Here is a 16,353-nt window from a genome sequence, read left to right on the forward strand (position 1 = left end):
CAGACGCGCAGGACGGTCGTCCGGCGAGGGGAGGGCCGGCCCCGGCCACCGGACTCTCGACGTACCGCGGTCCGGACCTCACGCTCGGGCGACCGGCCTCCCCGGGACGGGGTCAGCGGCGGATCGAGTCCAGGAAGTCGGCGATCCGCTCGACGGCCTCGGTGAGCACCTCGGTGTCGGGCAGCGTGACCAGGCGGAAGTGGTCCGGGGTGGGCCAGTTGAAGCCGGTGCCGTGGGTGACCAGCAGCTTCTTGGCACGGAGCAGGTCGAGGACGAACTTCTCGTCGTCGTCGATCCCGAACAGCTCGGTGTCCAGCTTCGGGAAGCAGTAGAGCGCGCCGCGCGGTTCGACGCAGCTGACGCCGTCGATCTCGTTCAGCAGTCGCCAGGCGAGCTTGCTCTGCTCGTAGAACCGGCCGCCGGGCTCGATGAACTCGTTGATCGACTGGTAGCCGCCGAGTGCGGTCTGGATCGCGTGCTGGGCCGGGACGTTCGGGCACATCCGCATGTTGGCCAGCAGGGTGAGCCCCTCCAGGAAGTCGCCGGCCAGGTGGCGCGGGCCGGAGATCATCACCCAGCCGGCCCGGTAGCCGCAGACCCGGTAGGCCTTGGAGAGGCCGGAGAAGGTCAGGCAGAGCACGTCGTCGCCGGAGTACGCCGCCGTGTGGTGGTGCACCGCGTCGTCGAAGATGATCTTCTCGTAGATCTCGTCGGAGAAGATCACCAGGTCGTGCCGGCGGGCGATGTCCACCAGCTTGCGTACGGTCTCCTCGGTGTAGACCGCGCCGGTCGGGTTGTTCGGGTTGATGATCACGATCGCATGCGTGTTCTCGGTGATCTTGGACTCGATGTCGGCCAGGTCCGGGTCCCAGTCGTTCTCCTCGTCGCAGCGGTAGTGCACCGGGGTGCCGCCGGCCAGGGTCACCGCGCCGGTCCAGAGCGGATAGTCCGGGGCCGGCACCAGGATCTCGTTGCCGTCGTCGACGAAGGCCTGCAGCACCATCGTGATCAACTCCGACACCCCGTTGCCGATGAACACGTCGCCGACCGTGGTCTCGGTGAGGCCGCGGGCCTGGTAGTGGTGGGCGACCGCGGTCCGGGCCGAGTAGAGGCCGCGGGAGTCGCCGTACCCCTGCGAGTTCGGCAGGTGGTGCACCATGTCGGCGACGATGGCCTCCGGGGCGTCGAAGCCGAACAGGGCCAGGTTGCCGATGTTGAGCTTGAGGATCTTGTGGCCCTCGGCCTCCAGCCGCTCCGCCTCGGTCAGGATCGGGCCGCGGACGTCGTAGCGGACTCCGCGAAGCTTGCGGCTCTGGATGATCGGACGCATGGCTGCTCGCATTTCGTAGGGTGTGCGTCATGAGCGTACGTGAAGCGGTGCAGCGAGTGCTGCCCGGAGCCCTGGATGATCTCAAGCGGCTGGTCGCGGTGGAGTCGGTCAGCGCCGACCCGGCCCGCGCCGACCAGGTGCTGGCCAGCGCGGAGCTGACGGCGAGCCTGATCCGCGAGGCCGGCGCCGCGTCGGTCGAGATCGTCACCGAGGCCAGCCAGCCCGCCGTGATCGCCTCGTTCCCGGCGCCGCCCGGGACCCCGACTGTCTGCCTGTACGCGCACCACGATGTGCAACCCGAGGGCGACCCGGCGCAGTGGACCGCCCCGCCGTTCCAGGCCACCGAACGCGACGGCCGGCTGTACGGCCGCGGCACGGCGGACGACAAGGGCGGACTGGCCGTCCACCTGGCGGCGCTGCGGGCCTTCGACGGCCGGCCGCCGGTCGGGGTGAAGCTGTTCATCGAGGGCGAGGAGGAGATCGGCTCGCCGGGGCTCGGCAAGCTGCTGTCGGCACACCGCGCGGCACTGGCCTCCGACGCGTTCGTGATCGCCGACTCGAGCAACTGGGAGGCCGGCCGGCCGGCGCTGACCACGACGCTGCGCGGCCTGGCCGACTGCGTCGTCGAGGTGCGCACCCTGGATCATGCGATCCACTCGGGCTCGTTCGGCGGCGCCGCCCCGGACGCGCTGACCGCCCTCTGCCGGCTGCTGGCCACACTGCACGATGATCAAGGCAACGTCGTCGTGCCGGGCCTGGTCTCCGGCCCCGGGCCCGATCTCGACTATCCCGAGGACCGGTTCCGGGCGGAGTCGGGCATGCTCGATTCGGTACGGACGCTCGGCGAGGGAACGATCGGGCAGCGGTTGTGGGACAAGCCGGCGATCGCGGTGATCGCGCTGGACGCGACGCCGGTGGCCAAGGCGTCCAACACCCTGCACGCGACCGCCCGGGCCAAGATCAGCATGCGGTTGGCGCCCGGCGACGACGCGCCCACGGCCCTGCACAGTCTGACCGAGCACCTGACCGCTCATGCACCGTGGGGCGCCCAGGTGACGGTCACCCCCGGAGATCTCGGCGGACCGTCCCGGATCCCGTTCGAGGGCCCGTTCGCGGAAGCACTCGGCGGGGCGATCACGGAGGCGTGGGGCGTCGAGCCGGTGCTGATGGGCCAGGGCGGGTCGATCCCGATGGCGGCCGAGTTCGCGACGGCGTACCCGGAGGCGGCGATCTTCCTCACCGCCGTCGGCGACCCCAAGTGCCGGGCGCACGGGATCGACGAATCCCTGCACCTCGGCGACTTCCGGGCCGCCTGCCTGGCCGAGGCGCTGTTCCTGGAGCGGCTGGCGACCGCCTGACCGGCGCAGGGCCGGGCCGGGCTCAGGCCAGGAGGCCGCGGACGTAGTTCGCGGCGAGCAGGAACAGGAAGGCGAGCCCGACCAGCGCCAGCACGAGTTGCGGGACCCCGATCCGCAGCGCGCCGCGATCCCGGTGCCGGGCCAGGACGAGCATGACGATCCCGATCAGCGGGGCGACCAGGATCGTGACGGCCTGGGCCGTGATGATCAACTGCAGCGGCACCCGGCCGAACGCGATCGCGACCACGCCGCCGAGGACCATCACCGCGGTGATGCACACCTTGACCGGCACCGACTGCAGCCCGCCGCGGTCGAGCTTGAACGTGCCCGCGAGCAGGCCGCCGCCGATCGTGCTGTTGCCGACCAGTGACGAGAAGGCGGCGGCCCACAGGCCCAGGGCGAACAGGACGGTGGCCCACCGGCCGACCGTCGGGGTCAGGATCGTCGCCATGTCGGTCGGGGCGGTCACCTTGACCCCGGCCGGGTGCAGGACGGCGGCCGCGGCGACCATGATCACCAGCGAGAGCGCGCCGAGGATGAGGCTGCCGACGACGGCGTCCCGCCGGGCGGTGCGATAGTCGCCCGGACCCCAGCCCTTCTCCCGGACCAGCTGGATCTGGTAGAGGGCACCGACGACCGAGAACGTGGTGGCGGTCGCCCCGACCACCAGGGCCGAGGACCCGGTCGGCAGCGACGGCACCAGGCCGCCGAGCACGGCCAGCGGGTCGGGCCGGGACACCACGGCCGTGATCACGAAGATCAACAGCATGGCCAGGATGATCACGACCATGGTGCGTTCGAGGTATTTGTAGAAGGACGGCAGCCAGAGGAAGCCGATCCCGACCAGTGTGAACACCGCCGCGAAGATCGCGGTGCCGCCGCCGAACAGCACCGAGCCGGCGGCCCCGGTGCCGGCCGAGTTGCCGGCCTGGAAGGACGCGGTCACCAGGAAGCCGCCGATCCCGACGCCGGCCGCGATCACCCGGCCGAGCCGGCGTTCGATCGTGGCCACCGGGCCGGTGTCGGTGCTGAGCCCGATCCGGACCGCGAGGTCGACGAAGCAGAGCATCAGCAGCGTGGCGATCACCGGCACCCAGACCAGCTGGTACGAGAACCCGGCGCCCATCGAACTCGCCGTGGTGATGCTGCCGGGTCCGAAGACCAGGGCGGCGGTGATGAACGCCGGGCCGAGCCGGCCGCGCAGTCCGGTGCGGGCGGGGGCAGGCGCTGTGCTCATGGAGAGTCCTTGTCCGCTACAGGTTTGCGGACAAGCTTGTCGTGCACCGCGGCCGAATGCAACCGATTGCGATCATTGCTGGTCGGTCTCCACGCGCACTGAGCCTGTCGAAGTGCCAGGCCGACCGGCCTTGCCCTTCGACAGGCTCAGGGAACGTTCTCGGCACCAGCCACGTGGTCAGGCGTTCACCGGCTCCTTGGCCCGGTCCGGGGCCGGTTCATGATCATCATCGACCATGGTCGTCTCGTCGAACGGGTCCTGGCCGGAGAGCACCCGGTTCACCTGGTCCCGGTCGATCGTCCTGGTCCAGGTGCCGACCAGCAGGGTGGCCACCGAGTTGCCGGCGAAGTTGGTCAGGGCCCGCGCCTCCGACATGAACCGGTCGATGCCGACGATCAGGCCGACGCCGTCGACCAGGTCCGGCCGGTGCGAGTTGAGGCCGCCGGCCAGGGTGGCCAGGCCTGCTCCGGTGACCCCGGCCGCGCCCTTGGAGGCGATCATCATGAAGATCAACAGCGAGATCTGCTCCGGCAACTGGAGCGGGTCGCCCATCGCCGAGGCGATGAAGAGCGAGGCCATGGTCAGGTAGATCGCCGTACCGTCGAGGTTGAACGAGTAGCCGGTCGGCACCACCACGCCGACGGTGGACCGGGACACGCCGAGGTGCTCCATCTTCGCGATCAGCCGGGGCAGCGCCGACTCCGACGACGAGGTGGAGACGATCAGCAGGAACTCGCGGGCCAGATAGCGCAGCACCCGGAAGATGTTGAGCCCGGTGAAGATCTTCAGCAGCAGGCCGAGCACGCCGAAGACGAAGACGATGCAGGTCGCGTAGAAGCCGACCATGATCACCGCCATGCTGCGCAGGGCGTCCACCCCGGTCGCGCCGACCACCGCCGCGATGGCACCGAACGCTCCCACCGGGGCCACCCACATGATCATCGCCAGCACCCGGAAGACCAGCTTCTGCAGGTGGCCGATACCGCGCAGGATCGGCTCGCCCGTCTTGCCCATGGCCTGCAGGGCGAAGCCGACGAGCAGGGCGACCAGCAGCGTCTGCAGCACCGTCTCGGTGGTGAGGGCCGAGAAGAGGGTGTCCGGGATGATGTTGAGGATGAAGTCGACGGTGGTCTCCTCGCCGCCGGCGGCCTGTTTCTGGCCCTGCTCGGCGAGTTCGTCGGACAGCCGCAGTCCTTCGCCGGGGTGCAGCACGTTGCCGACCAGCAGTCCGATCGCCAGCGCGACCGTGGACATCCCGATGAAGTAGACCAAGGCGATGCTGCCGACCCGGCCGACCTGGGCCGCGCTGCGGACCGAACCGATGCCGAGCACCAGGGTGCAGAAGATCACCGGCGTGATCATCATCCGGATCAGATCGACGAAGCCGGTGCCGAGCGGCTTCATCGCCTTGCCGACGTCCGGGGCGACCAGGCCGACCATGATGCCCAGCAGCACGGCGACGATCACCGCGAGATAGAGGAAGTGGGTCTTGTCGCGCTTCCGTTTGCGGCCCGGCAGGGGCGGCGGGGCTGCGATTTCGGTGCCGGTGGATGACATGGTGACTCCTCGGACGACGCTGTTCTGGATCCGGACGGTGCTCTTACGGTGCGGCAGGGTCATGTCCCGGCAGGGCTTTCGTACATAGAGTTCGCTGGAGAGGGATGGGGGTTGGTCCGTTCGGGTCGGAGGGAGAGCTGGTGGCAACGAGGTCACGAGGTCCGACCGTCGCCGGCCAGATCATGGTGCTGCAGCTCGCGGCGGCGCTGGTGGTGATCGGGCTGGCGGCCGGCTTCGGGTACGCCGACGCCCGGCTGGACGCCGAGCAGTCGGCCGGTGACCGTGCGCTCGCGATCGCCCGCAGCGTCGCCGACTCGCCGGAGATCGTCCGGGCGCTGGACTCGGCCGACCCGCCGGCCACCTTGCAGCCGTACGCGGAACGGGTCCGCCTGGACACCGAGACCGACTTCGTCGTGATCATGAGCCCGGACGGGATCCGTTACACGCATCCGAATCCGGCCAACATCGGTCAGCGGTTCATCGGCACGATCGAGCCGGCCCGGCAGGGTCGCAGCCACGTCGAGGAATACGCCGGCACGCTCGGGCCGTCGATGCGGGCGGTCGTCCCGGTGACCGACGGCGGCCGGGTGGTCGCGCTGGTCTCGGTCGGGATCACCATCACGCGGATCGACGCCGCGGTGCTGCGCAGCCTGCCCGCGCTGGCCGGTGCGATCGGCATCGCGCTGCTGATCGGCGTGATCGGCGCGGCCGCGATCGGCCGCAGGCTGCGCCGCCAGACGCACGGGCTCGGGCCGGCCGAGCTGAGCCGGATGTACGAGTACTACGACGCCGTGCTGCACTCGATCCGGGAGGGCCTGATCCTGCTCGACGGGACCGGCCGGGTCCGGCTGGCCAACGACGAGGCGCTCCGGCTGTTCGGGCTGTCCGGCGACATGACCGGCCGCCCGCTCGGCGAGCTGGGCCTGCCCGAGACGCTGACCGAGTCGCTGACCGGCGACGATCAGGTCCGCGACGAGGTGCAACTGGTCGGCGACCGGCTGCTGGTGCTGAACCGCCGGCCGACGAGTGTCGAGGGCCGGAGCCTCGGCTTCGTCGTCACGGTCCGTGATCACACGGAGCTGCAGGCGATCGCGACCGAACTGGACGCGGTGCGCGGGATGGCCGATTCGCTGCGGGCGCAGAGCCACGAGGCGGCGAACCGGCTGCACACCGTGGTGTCGTTGATCGAGATGGGCCGGTCCGACGAGGCGATCGCCTTCGCCACCGCCGAACTGGAACTGGCCCAGCGGCTGACCGACCGGGTGGTCGGCCAGGTGGACGACCCGGTGGTCGCGGCCCTGCTGCTCGGCAAGGCCGAACAGGCCGGCGAGCGTGGCGTCGAGTTGATCATCGAGGCGGCGGACGTCGTCGGTGATCACCGCTTCCAGTCCCGCGACCTGATCACCATGATCGGCAACCTGATCGACAACGCGGTCGACGCCGCGGCGGCGCGCCCGGACGGGCTCCGCCAGGTCAGGATCGAGATCACGCTGCGCGGCGAGTCGCTGCGGATCGTGGTGGGGGACAGCGGCCCGGGGCTCAGCGCCACCGCCCGGCTGCATGCGTTCGACCGCGGCTGGTCCAGCAAGCCGGCCGGCGCTCACGGTCGCGGCATCGGCCTGGCCCTCGTGGTGCAGACCGTGCGCCGGCTGTCCGGCCGGCTCGGCGTCGGCCGGAGCGACCTGGGCGGCGCCGAGTTCGTGATCATGGTCGCGCCGGCCGCTCCGGACCCTTCGACGCGCTCAGGGGACGGAGGCGGGCGATGACGTACCGGGTGTTGGTCGTCGAGGACGAGCCGATCGCGGCCGAGGCGGCGGCGGAGTACCTGCGCCGGCTGGCCGGGTTCGGGGTGGCCGGGGTGGCCCACTCGGCCGCCGAGGCGGTCCGGGCGCTGAACGCCGACCCGGCGGTCGATCTGATCCTGCTGGACATGAACCTGCCGGACACCCACGGCCTGGAGCTGCTCCGGCTGGTCCGCGGCACCGGCCGTGCCTGCGACGTGATCGCCGTGACGTCGGCCCGGGAGGTCGCGCTGATCCGGCAGGCGGTGGCCCAGGGCGTGGTTTCGTACCTGCTGAAACCGTTCACGTTCGCCGGCTTCCGGGCCAAGCTCGAGTCCTATGCCGCCTACCGGGAGCAGTTGGCCGCGGGCCCGGAGGTGGTGAACCAGTCCGGCCTCGACGCGATGATCGGGCTGCTCCGGCCGCCGCCCGGCCACGAGGAACTGCCCAAGGGCCTCAGCCCGGAGACTCTGGACCGGGTCACGAGGCTGCTCCGGCAGAGGCCCGCGTCGGCGACCGAAGTGGCGGCGGCGGTGGGCGTCTCGCGCGTCACCGCACGGCGCTATCTCGAGCACCTGGCCGTGGCTAGGCTGGCCGAGCGGGACTCTCGCTACGGTGGTCCGGGGCGGCCGGAGGTGGAGTATCGGTGGTCCGGTCCAGAATCGCGATGACCGCCTCCCGGAACGGCTCCGCAGCGTCCGGCCCGAGCCGATCACCCAGACAGTAGGTACGGAAGGCCAGCCGGTCCGGCCGCAGTTCGTCGGCCCCAAGAAGTTGATCAAGGACCTGGTCCAGCCCGGCCAGTTCCGGCCCGATCACGTAGCCGGCGCCGGCGACCTTGAACTCAGCTCGGAACGCGTCGGCGGCGAGCTTCGTGGAGATCATGGCGAACGGCTTGCCGGAAGCCAGGAAGTCGGACGCGACCGAGGAGACGTCGGTGATCAACGCGTCCGCGGCGTTGCAGCAGTCGGCCACCGCGGCGTCCACCTCGGCGGCCGCGCCCCACCGGTGCGGCCGGCCGGTCCGTTCCCGATCATCGGCCAGGATCAGGTGGATCTCGGCGATCCGGCCGGCGTCGGTCGGGTCCCGGTGGCTCAGCGGGTGCGGCCGGAAGATCACGACCGCCCCGCGGTCCAGCAATGCGCGGACCAGGTCGACGCCCCAGGCCAGCGAGCAGTAGTTCGTGCTCTCCCGGCCGCCGCGCCAGGTCGGCGCGTAGAGCACGGTCCGCGGGTCCGCCGGGCGTATCTCGTCGGCCACCGCGATCCGCTCGATCTGGGGCCGGCCGACCAGGACGAACTTCTGCTCCGGCACGGTGATCCCGTGGTCGGCGTACCGGTCGATCGCGAGCCGGCCGGCGACGAACAGCTTGTCGTAGCTGGCGTGCCGAGGATGGAAGTTGGCCGGCTTGTCGGACTCGCCGTGGTTCAGCCAGATGTGGGTGAGGTTGCGGAACCGCTGGAAGGTCTGGTTGGCCGGGCTGCCCTGGACGTAGAACGCGGCCCGCAGGGTCGGCACCACCATCCGGTCCAGGCTGCGCGAGACGTCGGCCGGGTCCGGGACCAGGATCGGCGCGTCGGTGAGCTCGGCGATCGCGGGGATCGTCGACGTCTCGCGGGTGATCACGAAGTACGGCCGGCCCAGCCGCTCCAGGTACGGCAGCCACATGCCCAACTGGTAGTTCACCCCCGAGCTGGCCGCGTAGTAGACGGCGAACTCGGGCCGGTAGCGGGCCAGCGCGGCCGGCACGCCGTCGACGGCCCGGCGCTCGGCCAGCCGGGCCCGGAGCGCGTCGTAGGCGACCACGGCCTGCAGCGGTACGGCGAGCAGCGCGACCACCACCCAGAGCCAGCCGGGCGCACCGACCGCCGCGAGGACCACGCCGATCAGGAGCACCGCCAGCCAGGCCTGCACCTGGATCCCGGACGGCAGCCGCGGCTCGGGGATCGTCGGAGCTCCCGGCAGGTGCACGGTCCGCTGCCCGCGGACCGTCAGCAGGGTCCGGACCGAAGCCTCGGTGAGCACCACGAGCATCGCGATACCGGCGGCGAGGTACCACCAGCCGGCGTCGTCGGGGCGGCGCAGCACGCCGCCGGCGGCGACCGCCAGGGCCAGCAGCGCCCGTGCCCCGGCCGTCGCGACCTCGGCGCGGGCGCCCGCGGGCCGGCGCAGCGGACGGCGTAGCCGCCGGACCAACAGGACCAGGCTGATCAGGCCGCAGCCGATGCCGATGATCACCGGCACGGGCCCACCGCCGGCCAGCAGCAGGCAGACGGCCGCGATCGCGCCGACATTGATCAGGCCCTGCCGGAAGGGGTCGGTGGGGAGGCGACGGAGCTTCCCGAGTCGCGCCCGGAGAGCGATCATCGGGTCAGCGTAGTCCGTCGCACCCCGGCGCGGTCGGCATCCGCGCCCAGTACGGTGGAACCTCGGCGAGGAGGCAAGCACTTTCCAGGGGACGGCGGGGCAGATGGAGCGTGACGTGCGAGCGGCGATCGACCGGCTGCTGCCGCGGCGGCGGGGCGACGGCGCGGCGAGCGGCGAACCGCTGCCGGTGATCACGACCTGGAATCTGCCCGGAGCACCGGCGGCCACCTCGGCGGATCCGCGGGCCGGGCGGGCCGACCGGGCCCGGCTGGCGCGGGCCCTGCGCACGCTGCGGCCGACGTTCGCGATGCCGTACGCGGGACACGGCGGGGCCCGCTACCAGTGCCAGATGTGGGAGCCGTATCTGGCCGCCTCCGGCGAGCCGTACCTCATCCTGACCAGTGACGCCGGCGCCGCCGACCTGATCCGCCAGATCACCCGGGCGCCGCTGCTGCTGGTCGCCGACCCGACGCCGGAGGACCTCGACCTGGTGCTGCCGAAGAGCGTCCGGGCCGCGTTCTACGTCCAGAACAGCAAGCGGAACCGTACCTTCCTGGAACTCGACCGGCTGACGCATGTCTGGCTCAACCACGGCGACTCCGACAAGCCCGGCAACGTCAACCAGCGGCACGCCGAGTACGACCGGATCGTCACCAGCGGGGAGGCCGGCATCGAGCGGTACGCGGCGCACGGCATCGAGATCCCGCGGGATCGATTCGACGTGCTGGGCCGGCCCCAGGTCGGCGACGTCACCGACGGCCCGCGGCCGGCCGGCCAACCGACGACCGTCCTCTACGCCCCGACCTGGCGCGGTGTCGACGCGAGTGACGACCACACCTCGCTGCCCTTGGCGCCGCGGCTGATCGAGGCCCTGCTGGACCGCGAACTGACCGTGATCTTCCGGAGCCACCCGTTCAGCGGCCGCCACGCCGGCGACCGGACGACGATCGCCGAGGCGCACATGATGCTCGCCGAGGACCGTGAGCAGAGCGGCCGAAAACACCTCTGGGGTGCGGCGGCCGAACTGGACCGCTCCCTGGCCGAGTGCATCAACGCCGCCGACGCGCTGATCTCCGACGTGTCGGCCGTGGTGACCGACTTCCTCGCCGCCGGCCGCCCGTACGCGATGACCGCGATGTCCGAGCCGGACCCCGACGCGTTCCGGGACGCGTACCCGATCAGCCGCTCCGCCTACGTCATCGACCGCGACCTGGCCGAACTGGACCGGGTGCTGGACGACCTGCTCGGCGCCGATCCGCTGGCCGAGTCGCGGGCCGCACACCGGAGCCACTACCTCGGACCGTTCCACGGCTCCGAGTCGGCCGAGGCGGTGGCGGACTACGTGCGCGACCTCACCCGGGGCCGTCGCGTCACTCGACGGTGAGTTCCCCCATGGCGTCCCAGTCGTCGCCGTCGACCGAGCGGCTGATGATCTTGGGCGTCGAGGCCAGCGCCTGCGGCATGTCCTGCATCGCCTGCTTGAAGTGATCACTGTTGACGTGCGGCCCGGCGCCGTCGTCGGTGAACGCCTCCACCAGGACGAACTCGGCGGGGTTCTCGACGCTGCGGGACCAGTCGAACCAGAGATTGCCGGGCTCCGCGCGGGTCGCCGCGGTGAAGCCGGCGACGAGGTCCATCCAGCGCTCCGACCAGTCCGGCTTGGTGGTGAACTTGACCACGATGAAGTGCATCGGCGCCTCCGCTCTCAGGGGTACGGGTTGCCGCCATCATGGCACCGAATCGCCCACGCGGCCGGGCCCGGTAGGGCACGATGGACCCATGGTTGAGCAGGCGCGGTCGCCTGATCAAGGCCGATCCGGTCCGGTGGAGCGCACCCTCGCGATCCTCGAACTCGTCGCCGAGCGGGGAGGAGCGGGCGCGCGCGAGGTCGCCACTGCCCTCGGACTCCCGTTGCCGACCGTCTACCGGCTGACCAAGGACCTGGTGGACAGCGACTACCTGGTGCACATCCGCAGCGAGGGCCGGTACGAGCTCGGCTACAAGCTGCACCGGCTCGGCCTGGCCCTGCACCGCCAGCTCGGGCTGTCCCGGCCGGTCGCCCGGGAGATCGCCGCGCTGCACGAGTCGACCGGGTTCGCCTCCTATCTGGCGCTCTACCGCGGCGGCGAGCTGGTCCTGGTGCACGTCGTCGACTCGCCGGACTGCCCACGGCTGAAGCCGCTGCGGTTCGGCTTCCATGAGGTGCCGCACAGCACCGCGTTCGGCAAGATCCTGCTGGCCGACCTGGACCAGCCCGGCCGGGATCTGTTCCTGGCCAGACATCCGCTGCGAGCCCTGACCGCGAACACGATCACCGAGCGGGTCACGCTGGACGCCGAACTGGACGAGGTCGCGCGGCGCGGGATCTCCTGGGAGCACGAGGAGTTCCTGCCGGGTTGGGCGTGCGCGGCCGTGCCGGTCCGGGGCGGCGACTCGGCCCTGCTCGGAGCGGTCGCGGTGTCCGCGCAGCCGGAACGGCTGGCCGGGGTCGAGCAGCGACTGGCGGCCCGGCTGCGACAGGTCGCGTCGCGCGTCGGTGCCTGTCTGCGCGGTTCCGAAACCTGACCGCTGGGCCCTGAGCCTGTCGGAGGGCCGTACCTCAGCGAGTGAGAATCGTTGTGGTCAAGGGCGTTCGGCGGGGTTAGCGTCCTGCTATCCCGCTGCGGCGCGGGACAAGGGGGCACTGATGCCGGACTCATCCTCGGACGAAGATCAACTCGAGCCGGTCGGACTGCGACAGGACACCACGTCCGAACCTGATCATGAACCCGGGTCGCTGACCGAGGCGCAACGTGACACCTTGGTCCGGCTGATCCGGGTCGCCTATCCGCACCCGGACTTCCCGGACGGGCCGTACCGGCGGGCCGCGGAGGCGGTCCAGGAGGCCGGCGGGCCGCTGGCCGAGGGCCTTGATCAACTCGACGCCGATGCCGGCGGATCCTTCACCGCGCTCGGCGACGAGGAGGCAACCGCCGTGGTGGAACGGATCGCCGACTCAGACTTCTTCGGCCTGGTGCACGGGACGGTGATCGTCGCGCTCTACGATGATCATGAAGTCTGGGAGCTGCTCGGCTACGAGGGCCCGTCGTTCGACAAGGGCGGCTACCTGGACCGCGGCTTCGATGATCTTGACTGGCTGCCCCGGCCGCGCGTCGAGGAGTACACGGCGGAGCAGCGGGTCGAGCTGGTCGGCGGTGATCACTGATGGCCGCCATCGACGCCGCCGAGCCGGCGGTCGTGATCATCGGGTCCGGTGCCGGGGGCGGCACGCTGGCGTACGAACTCACCGGGGCGGGCGTGCCCTGTGTCCTGCTGGAGGCCGGACCGCACCTGACCAACGACGACTACGAGAACGACGAGTGGCGGGCGTTCCAGCAGATGGCCTGGCTGGACCCGCGGACCACCAGCGGTTCCTGGCGGATCGCGCAGGACTTCCCGAATCTGCCCGCCTGGATCGTCAAGGCGGTCGGCGGTTCGACCACCCACTGGTCCGGTGCGACGCCTCGGTTCATGGCGCACGAGTTCCGCGCCCGGAGCACGTACGGTGACATCGACGGTGCCGCCCTGCTGGACTGGCCGATCAGCCTCGAGGAGCTGGCGCCCTGGTACGACCGGGCGGAGATCGCGATGGGGTCGACCCATCGCCACGGCCGGCCGCCGCTGCCGGCCAACAACAACTACATCGTCTTCGCAGGAGGGGCCGAGCGGGTCGGCTACAGGTTCTACGCGACGGGGCCGTACGCGACGAACGCCGAGCCGTACGACGGCCGCCCCGCGTCGATCCAGGACGGGTTCAACTTCCAGGGCGACAAGAACACCTCGAAGTGGTCGACCCTGGTCCGGGAGATCCCGCGTGCGCTCGCGACCGGCAAGCTCGACCTACGCCCGGAGTGCCAGGCGACCAAGATCAGCCACGATGCGGCCGGCAAGGTCGACGCGGTGGAGTACGTCGACGCGGCCGGCCGGCTGCACCGGCAGGCGGCCCGGATCGTCTGTGTGGCAGGGAATTCGATCGAGACGCCGCGGCTGCTGCTGCTCAGTGCGAGCTCGCTGCATCCGGACGGGCTGGCCAACGCGTCCGGCCAGGTCGGCCGGAACTACCTGCGGCACACCACCGGCTCGGCGTACGCGATCTTCGACCGGCCGGTCCGGATGTATCGCGGCGAGACGATGGCCGGCGTGATCGCCGACGAGGCCAAACATGATCCCGGCCGCGGCTTCGCCGGCGGCTACTACCTGGAGACCCTGTCGCTCGGGCCGGCCTTCCTGGCCAGCTTCATCGAGCCCGGCGAGTGGGGCCGGCCGTTCACCGAGAAGCTGGAGGCCTACGTCCGTACGGCGGGGCTGTGGATCGTCGGCGAGGACCTGCCGCAGCCCACCAACCGGATCACGCTCAACCCGGACGTTCACGATCAACACGGGATCCCGGTCGCGAACGTCCACTTCGATGATCATCCGAACGACGTGGCGATGCGCGAGCACGCCTACGCGGCGGCCGACGCGATCTACGGTGCAGTCGGTGCGCTCAGCGTGCACCACACGCCGCCGTACCCGTCGACGCACAACCTCGGCACCTGCCGGATGTCGGAGCGCGCCGAGGACGGTGTGGTGGATCGTTGGGGCCGGGCGCACACGGTGCCGAACCTCTTCATCAGCGACGGGTCGGTGATGACCACCGGGGCCGCCGCCAACCCGACCCTGACGATCGTCGCGCTGGCGATCCGTCAGGCCGATTACTTGGTCACCGAGATGAAGGCGGGTCGTCTCTGACCAAGGCCCCCCACCAACCCGCCACAGGCCCGGCTCCCGTACCGTCCCCCGTCGGTCTACGGGGGCCGGGCCGCCCACGCTGCTAGCGTCAGCGCAGCGGCTGCGGAAGGGGAGGCATGGGAAAGCTCAAGTACCTGCCGGCTCGGGTGCTCGACCTCACCCTGATCGCGCTGAGCCTGGCCCTGGTGATCAGCGACGACTTCCTGGTGCTGCTGTCCTGGACCCTGGCGGCGATCGGCTATCTGCTGATCCGGGGCCGGCGGCTCCGGCGGGTGCGGCTCGGCCGGGATCCGGACTGGCGGGACGCACTGATGCCGCGCCGGCTCGGCTACCTGTTCACGTTGTTGATCAGCCTGACCGGAATCGGCGCCGGCCTGTCGATCGTGGTCGCCGACCGGTTCGGCGAGGCGATGCTCGGCGACCTGCCGGCCGACGCGTCGAAGCTGTTCGCGGTGCCGGCCGTGATCATGTCCTGGGCGATCCTCCATTTCGGGTACGCCGAGCGGTACGCGCACCTCTATCACGACGCGCTGCCGCAGCGGATCCTGAACTTCCCCGACCAGCCGGAACCGACGCTGGTCGAGTTCGCCTACTTCGCCTTCACCGTCGGGGTGTCCTTCGCGGTCTCCGACGTCGAGACGCGGACGACCCAGATCCGGGCCCAGCTGCTGGCCCACGCCGTGCTGTCCTTCCTGTACAACACTGCGACCCTCGGCATCGCCGTCGGCGTGATCACCGGCGGCTGACGCCGGAATAATCCGGCCGCTCGGCGGCGCTGTGTCGATCATGCGCTACGGAGTGTATGTACCTTCCTACGGACCGTACGGTGACCCGGCCGCCCTTCGTGATCTTGCGGTCGCGGCGGAGCAGGCCGGCTGGGACGGCTTCTTCATGTGGGACCTGATCACGCCGGACGCCTACGAACCGCCCTTCGCGGACCCGTGGGTGACCCTGGCCGCGATCGCCCAGGCCACCGAGTCGATCATGATCGGCCCGATGGTCACCCCACTGCCGCGTCGCCGGCTCGGCACCCTGGCCCTGCAGGCGAGCACCCTGCAGTCCCTGTCCGGCGGCCGGCTGATCCTCGGGCTCGGCACCGGCGTCGGCTGGGACTACAGCCGCTGGGGGGAGTCCGCCAAGCGCTCCGAACTGGCCGCCCGCCTCGACGAGGGCGTACCGGTGCTGCGGCGGCTGCTGGCCGGCGAGACCGTCGACCACGCCGGTGATCATTTCCAGGTCTCGGCCGTCCGCTTCCCGCCCGCCGACGTACCGCTCTGGACCAGCGGCTTCTGGCCCCGGCGCGCCCCGGTCCGAGGCGCCCGGGGCGCGGACGGTCTGTTCCCGCAGATCCGCGACGAGGCGGACGACTTCCGCCTCCCGACCCCGGACGAATTGGCGACCATCCGAGCCGACTTCGAACGTTCTGGAGGGACTGCCGGTGCCGACGTCGTCATCTGGTCGCCCAACCCGACCTGGGCGCCCGACGCGGCCCGCGCCGCCGAGTACGAGACGGCCGGCGTCACCTGGTGGCTGGAGGACGGCTCCGAAGTCACTCCCGACCACCTCCTCACTCGAATCCAGTCCGGCCCACCCGCCTGATCCTCTGTACGTGCCCTGAGCCTGTCGATCCTGTCAAGCGGGAGCAGGGGAGCATCTCGCGGGAGGCCCGCGGAGCAGCCACCATGCCCCTTCCGTTGGATTGCGGCGTGTCGCAGCCGCGGCGGCGCGTCGTACGGCAGCCCGTTCTGGGCCGGCAAGGGCCAGAACCCGACTGCTGGATGCATGTGACACAAATCTGGCTCTTGCGGGTGTCCCGGCGCCTCGGAAACCGTTTTCTCTATCGTCGTGGGTCAGATTTGTGTCACTTGGATCGGCGCCGATCTCGGCCCGCGCCGCGACGCACGCTGATCGAGACATCCCGGGCATCCGCATTCGTGCAGGCCTGGCTGCACC

Annotated in this window: 14 protein-coding genes; 9 read left to right on the top strand and 5 right to left on the bottom strand. The window is 70.9% G+C overall.

Annotated elements, in window-relative coordinates; translation table 11 throughout:
- Window positions 1–112 precede the first annotated feature (112 nt).
- Window positions 113–1,330 (bottom strand): pyridoxal phosphate-dependent aminotransferase, encoded by a 1,218-nt coding sequence (locus AC6CCG_RS31935; protein WP_496658892.1) that lies wholly within the window; start codon window positions 1,328–1,330, stop codon window positions 113–115.
- A gap of 29 nt (window positions 1,331–1,359) precedes the next feature.
- Here AC6CCG_RS31935 and AC6CCG_RS31940 point away from each other — a divergent pair, with 29 nt between their 5' ends.
- A complete protein-coding gene (locus AC6CCG_RS31940; protein ID WP_496658893.1) occupies window positions 1,360–2,688 on the top strand; it encodes a dipeptidase in 1,329 nt (442 codons plus the stop codon).
- Between the two features lie 22 nt (window positions 2,689–2,710).
- On the opposite strand, the gene AC6CCG_RS31945 is transcribed toward AC6CCG_RS31940, so the two are convergent.
- Window positions 2,711–3,925, bottom strand: coding sequence for an Nramp family divalent metal transporter (locus AC6CCG_RS31945; protein WP_496658894.1), 1,215 nt, complete (start codon window positions 3,923–3,925; stop codon window positions 2,711–2,713).
- Between the two features lie 177 nt (window positions 3,926–4,102).
- The gene (locus AC6CCG_RS31950) at window positions 4,103–5,482 is read right to left on the bottom strand and encodes a cation:dicarboxylate symporter family transporter (RefSeq protein ID WP_496658895.1); all 1,380 of its coding nucleotides are present in this window, start codon (window positions 5,480–5,482) and stop codon (window positions 4,103–4,105) included.
- Window positions 5,483–5,622: 140 nt separating this feature from the next.
- Here AC6CCG_RS31950 and AC6CCG_RS31955 point away from each other — a divergent pair, with 140 nt between their 5' ends.
- Both AC6CCG_RS31955 and AC6CCG_RS31960 read left to right on the top strand, forming a co-directional pair.
- On the top strand, window positions 5,623–7,248 hold the full coding sequence (locus AC6CCG_RS31955) for an ATP-binding protein (RefSeq protein ID WP_496658896.1): 1,626 nt from the start codon (window positions 5,623–5,625) through the stop codon (window positions 7,246–7,248).
- Window positions 7,245–7,934, top strand: coding sequence for a response regulator (locus AC6CCG_RS31960; protein WP_496658897.1), 690 nt, complete (start codon window positions 7,245–7,247; stop codon window positions 7,932–7,934). Before AC6CCG_RS31955 ends, AC6CCG_RS31960 begins: the two co-directional genes overlap by 4 nt.
- On the opposite strand, the gene AC6CCG_RS31965 is transcribed toward AC6CCG_RS31960, so the two are convergent.
- Window positions 7,849–9,630, bottom strand: coding sequence for a CDP-glycerol glycerophosphotransferase family protein (locus AC6CCG_RS31965; RefSeq protein ID WP_496658898.1), 1,782 nt, complete (start codon window positions 9,628–9,630; stop codon window positions 7,849–7,851). The genes AC6CCG_RS31960 and AC6CCG_RS31965 overlap by 86 nt on opposite strands.
- Window positions 9,631–9,745: 115 nt before the next feature.
- On the opposite strand from AC6CCG_RS31965, the gene AC6CCG_RS31970 reads away from it, so the two are divergent.
- Window positions 9,746–11,014, top strand: coding sequence for a CDP-glycerol glycerophosphotransferase family protein (locus AC6CCG_RS31970; protein WP_496658899.1), 1,269 nt, complete (start codon window positions 9,746–9,748; stop codon window positions 11,012–11,014).
- Here the strand turns inward: AC6CCG_RS31970 and AC6CCG_RS31975 are convergent.
- Window positions 11,001–11,321, bottom strand: coding sequence for a putative quinol monooxygenase (locus tag AC6CCG_RS31975; protein WP_496658900.1), 321 nt, complete (start codon window positions 11,319–11,321; stop codon window positions 11,001–11,003). The two genes, AC6CCG_RS31970 and AC6CCG_RS31975, sit on opposite strands and share 14 nt — an antisense overlap.
- A gap of 88 nt (window positions 11,322–11,409) precedes the next feature.
- On the opposite strand from AC6CCG_RS31975, the gene AC6CCG_RS31980 reads away from it, so the two are divergent.
- The 5 genes from AC6CCG_RS31980 to AC6CCG_RS32000 all read left to right on the top strand — a co-directional run bounded on the left by AC6CCG_RS31980 (window position 11,410) and on the right by AC6CCG_RS32000 (window position 15,999).
- Window positions 11,410–12,195, top strand: coding sequence for an IclR family transcriptional regulator (locus tag AC6CCG_RS31980; protein ID WP_496658901.1), 786 nt, complete (start codon window positions 11,410–11,412; stop codon window positions 12,193–12,195).
- Window positions 12,196–12,316: 121 nt separating this feature from the next.
- A complete protein-coding gene (locus tag AC6CCG_RS31985) occupies window positions 12,317–12,835 on the top strand; it encodes a hypothetical protein (protein WP_496658902.1) in 519 nt (172 codons plus the stop codon).
- On the top strand, window positions 12,835–14,400 hold the full coding sequence (locus tag AC6CCG_RS31990; RefSeq protein WP_496658903.1) for a GMC family oxidoreductase: 1,566 nt from the start codon (window positions 12,835–12,837) through the stop codon (window positions 14,398–14,400). The genes AC6CCG_RS31985 and AC6CCG_RS31990 overlap by 1 nt, the downstream gene beginning before the upstream one ends.
- 116 nt (window positions 14,401–14,516) lie before the next feature.
- A complete protein-coding gene (locus AC6CCG_RS31995) occupies window positions 14,517–15,146 on the top strand; it encodes a DUF1345 domain-containing protein (protein ID WP_496658904.1) in 630 nt (209 codons plus the stop codon).
- A 52-nt stretch (window positions 15,147–15,198) separates the two neighbouring features.
- Complete coding sequence (locus AC6CCG_RS32000; protein ID WP_496658905.1) at window positions 15,199–15,999, top strand: LLM class flavin-dependent oxidoreductase; 801 nt, start codon at window positions 15,199–15,201, stop codon at window positions 15,997–15,999.
- Window positions 16,000–16,353: the final 354 nt, after the last annotated feature.

Source organism: Microlunatus sp. YIM B11417, from assembly GCF_059617205.1.

What these genes read in the sequence shown, in the direction of transcription:
- AC6CCG_RS31995 (WP_496658904.1), top strand. Translation starts at nt 14,517, where the DNA reads ATGGGAAAGCTCAAGTACCTGCCGGCTCGGGTGCTCGACCTCACCCTG.
- AC6CCG_RS31990 (WP_496658903.1), top strand. Translation starts at nt 12,835, where the DNA reads ATGGCCGCCATCGACGCCGCCGAGCCGGCGGTCGTGATCATCGGGTCC.
- AC6CCG_RS31935 (WP_496658892.1), bottom strand. Translation starts at nt 1,330, where the DNA reads ATGCGTCCGATCATCCAGAGCCGCAAGCTTCGCGGAGTCCGCTACGAC.
- AC6CCG_RS31945 (WP_496658894.1), bottom strand. Translation starts at nt 3,925, where the DNA reads ATGAGCACAGCGCCTGCCCCCGCCCGCACCGGACTGCGCGGCCGGCTC.
- AC6CCG_RS31980 (WP_496658901.1), top strand. Translation starts at nt 11,410, where the DNA reads ATGGTTGAGCAGGCGCGGTCGCCTGATCAAGGCCGATCCGGTCCGGTG.
- AC6CCG_RS31975 (WP_496658900.1), bottom strand. Translation starts at nt 11,321, where the DNA reads ATGCACTTCATCGTGGTCAAGTTCACCACCAAGCCGGACTGGTCGGAG.
- AC6CCG_RS31940 (WP_496658893.1), top strand. Translation starts at nt 1,360, where the DNA reads ATGAGCGTACGTGAAGCGGTGCAGCGAGTGCTGCCCGGAGCCCTGGAT.
- AC6CCG_RS31985 (WP_496658902.1), top strand. Translation starts at nt 12,317, where the DNA reads ATGCCGGACTCATCCTCGGACGAAGATCAACTCGAGCCGGTCGGACTG.
- AC6CCG_RS31965 (WP_496658898.1), bottom strand. Translation starts at nt 9,630, where the DNA reads ATGATCGCTCTCCGGGCGCGACTCGGGAAGCTCCGTCGCCTCCCCACC.
- AC6CCG_RS31950 (WP_496658895.1), bottom strand. Translation starts at nt 5,482, where the DNA reads ATGTCATCCACCGGCACCGAAATCGCAGCCCCGCCGCCCCTGCCGGGC.
- AC6CCG_RS31960 (WP_496658897.1), top strand. Translation starts at nt 7,245, where the DNA reads ATGACGTACCGGGTGTTGGTCGTCGAGGACGAGCCGATCGCGGCCGAG.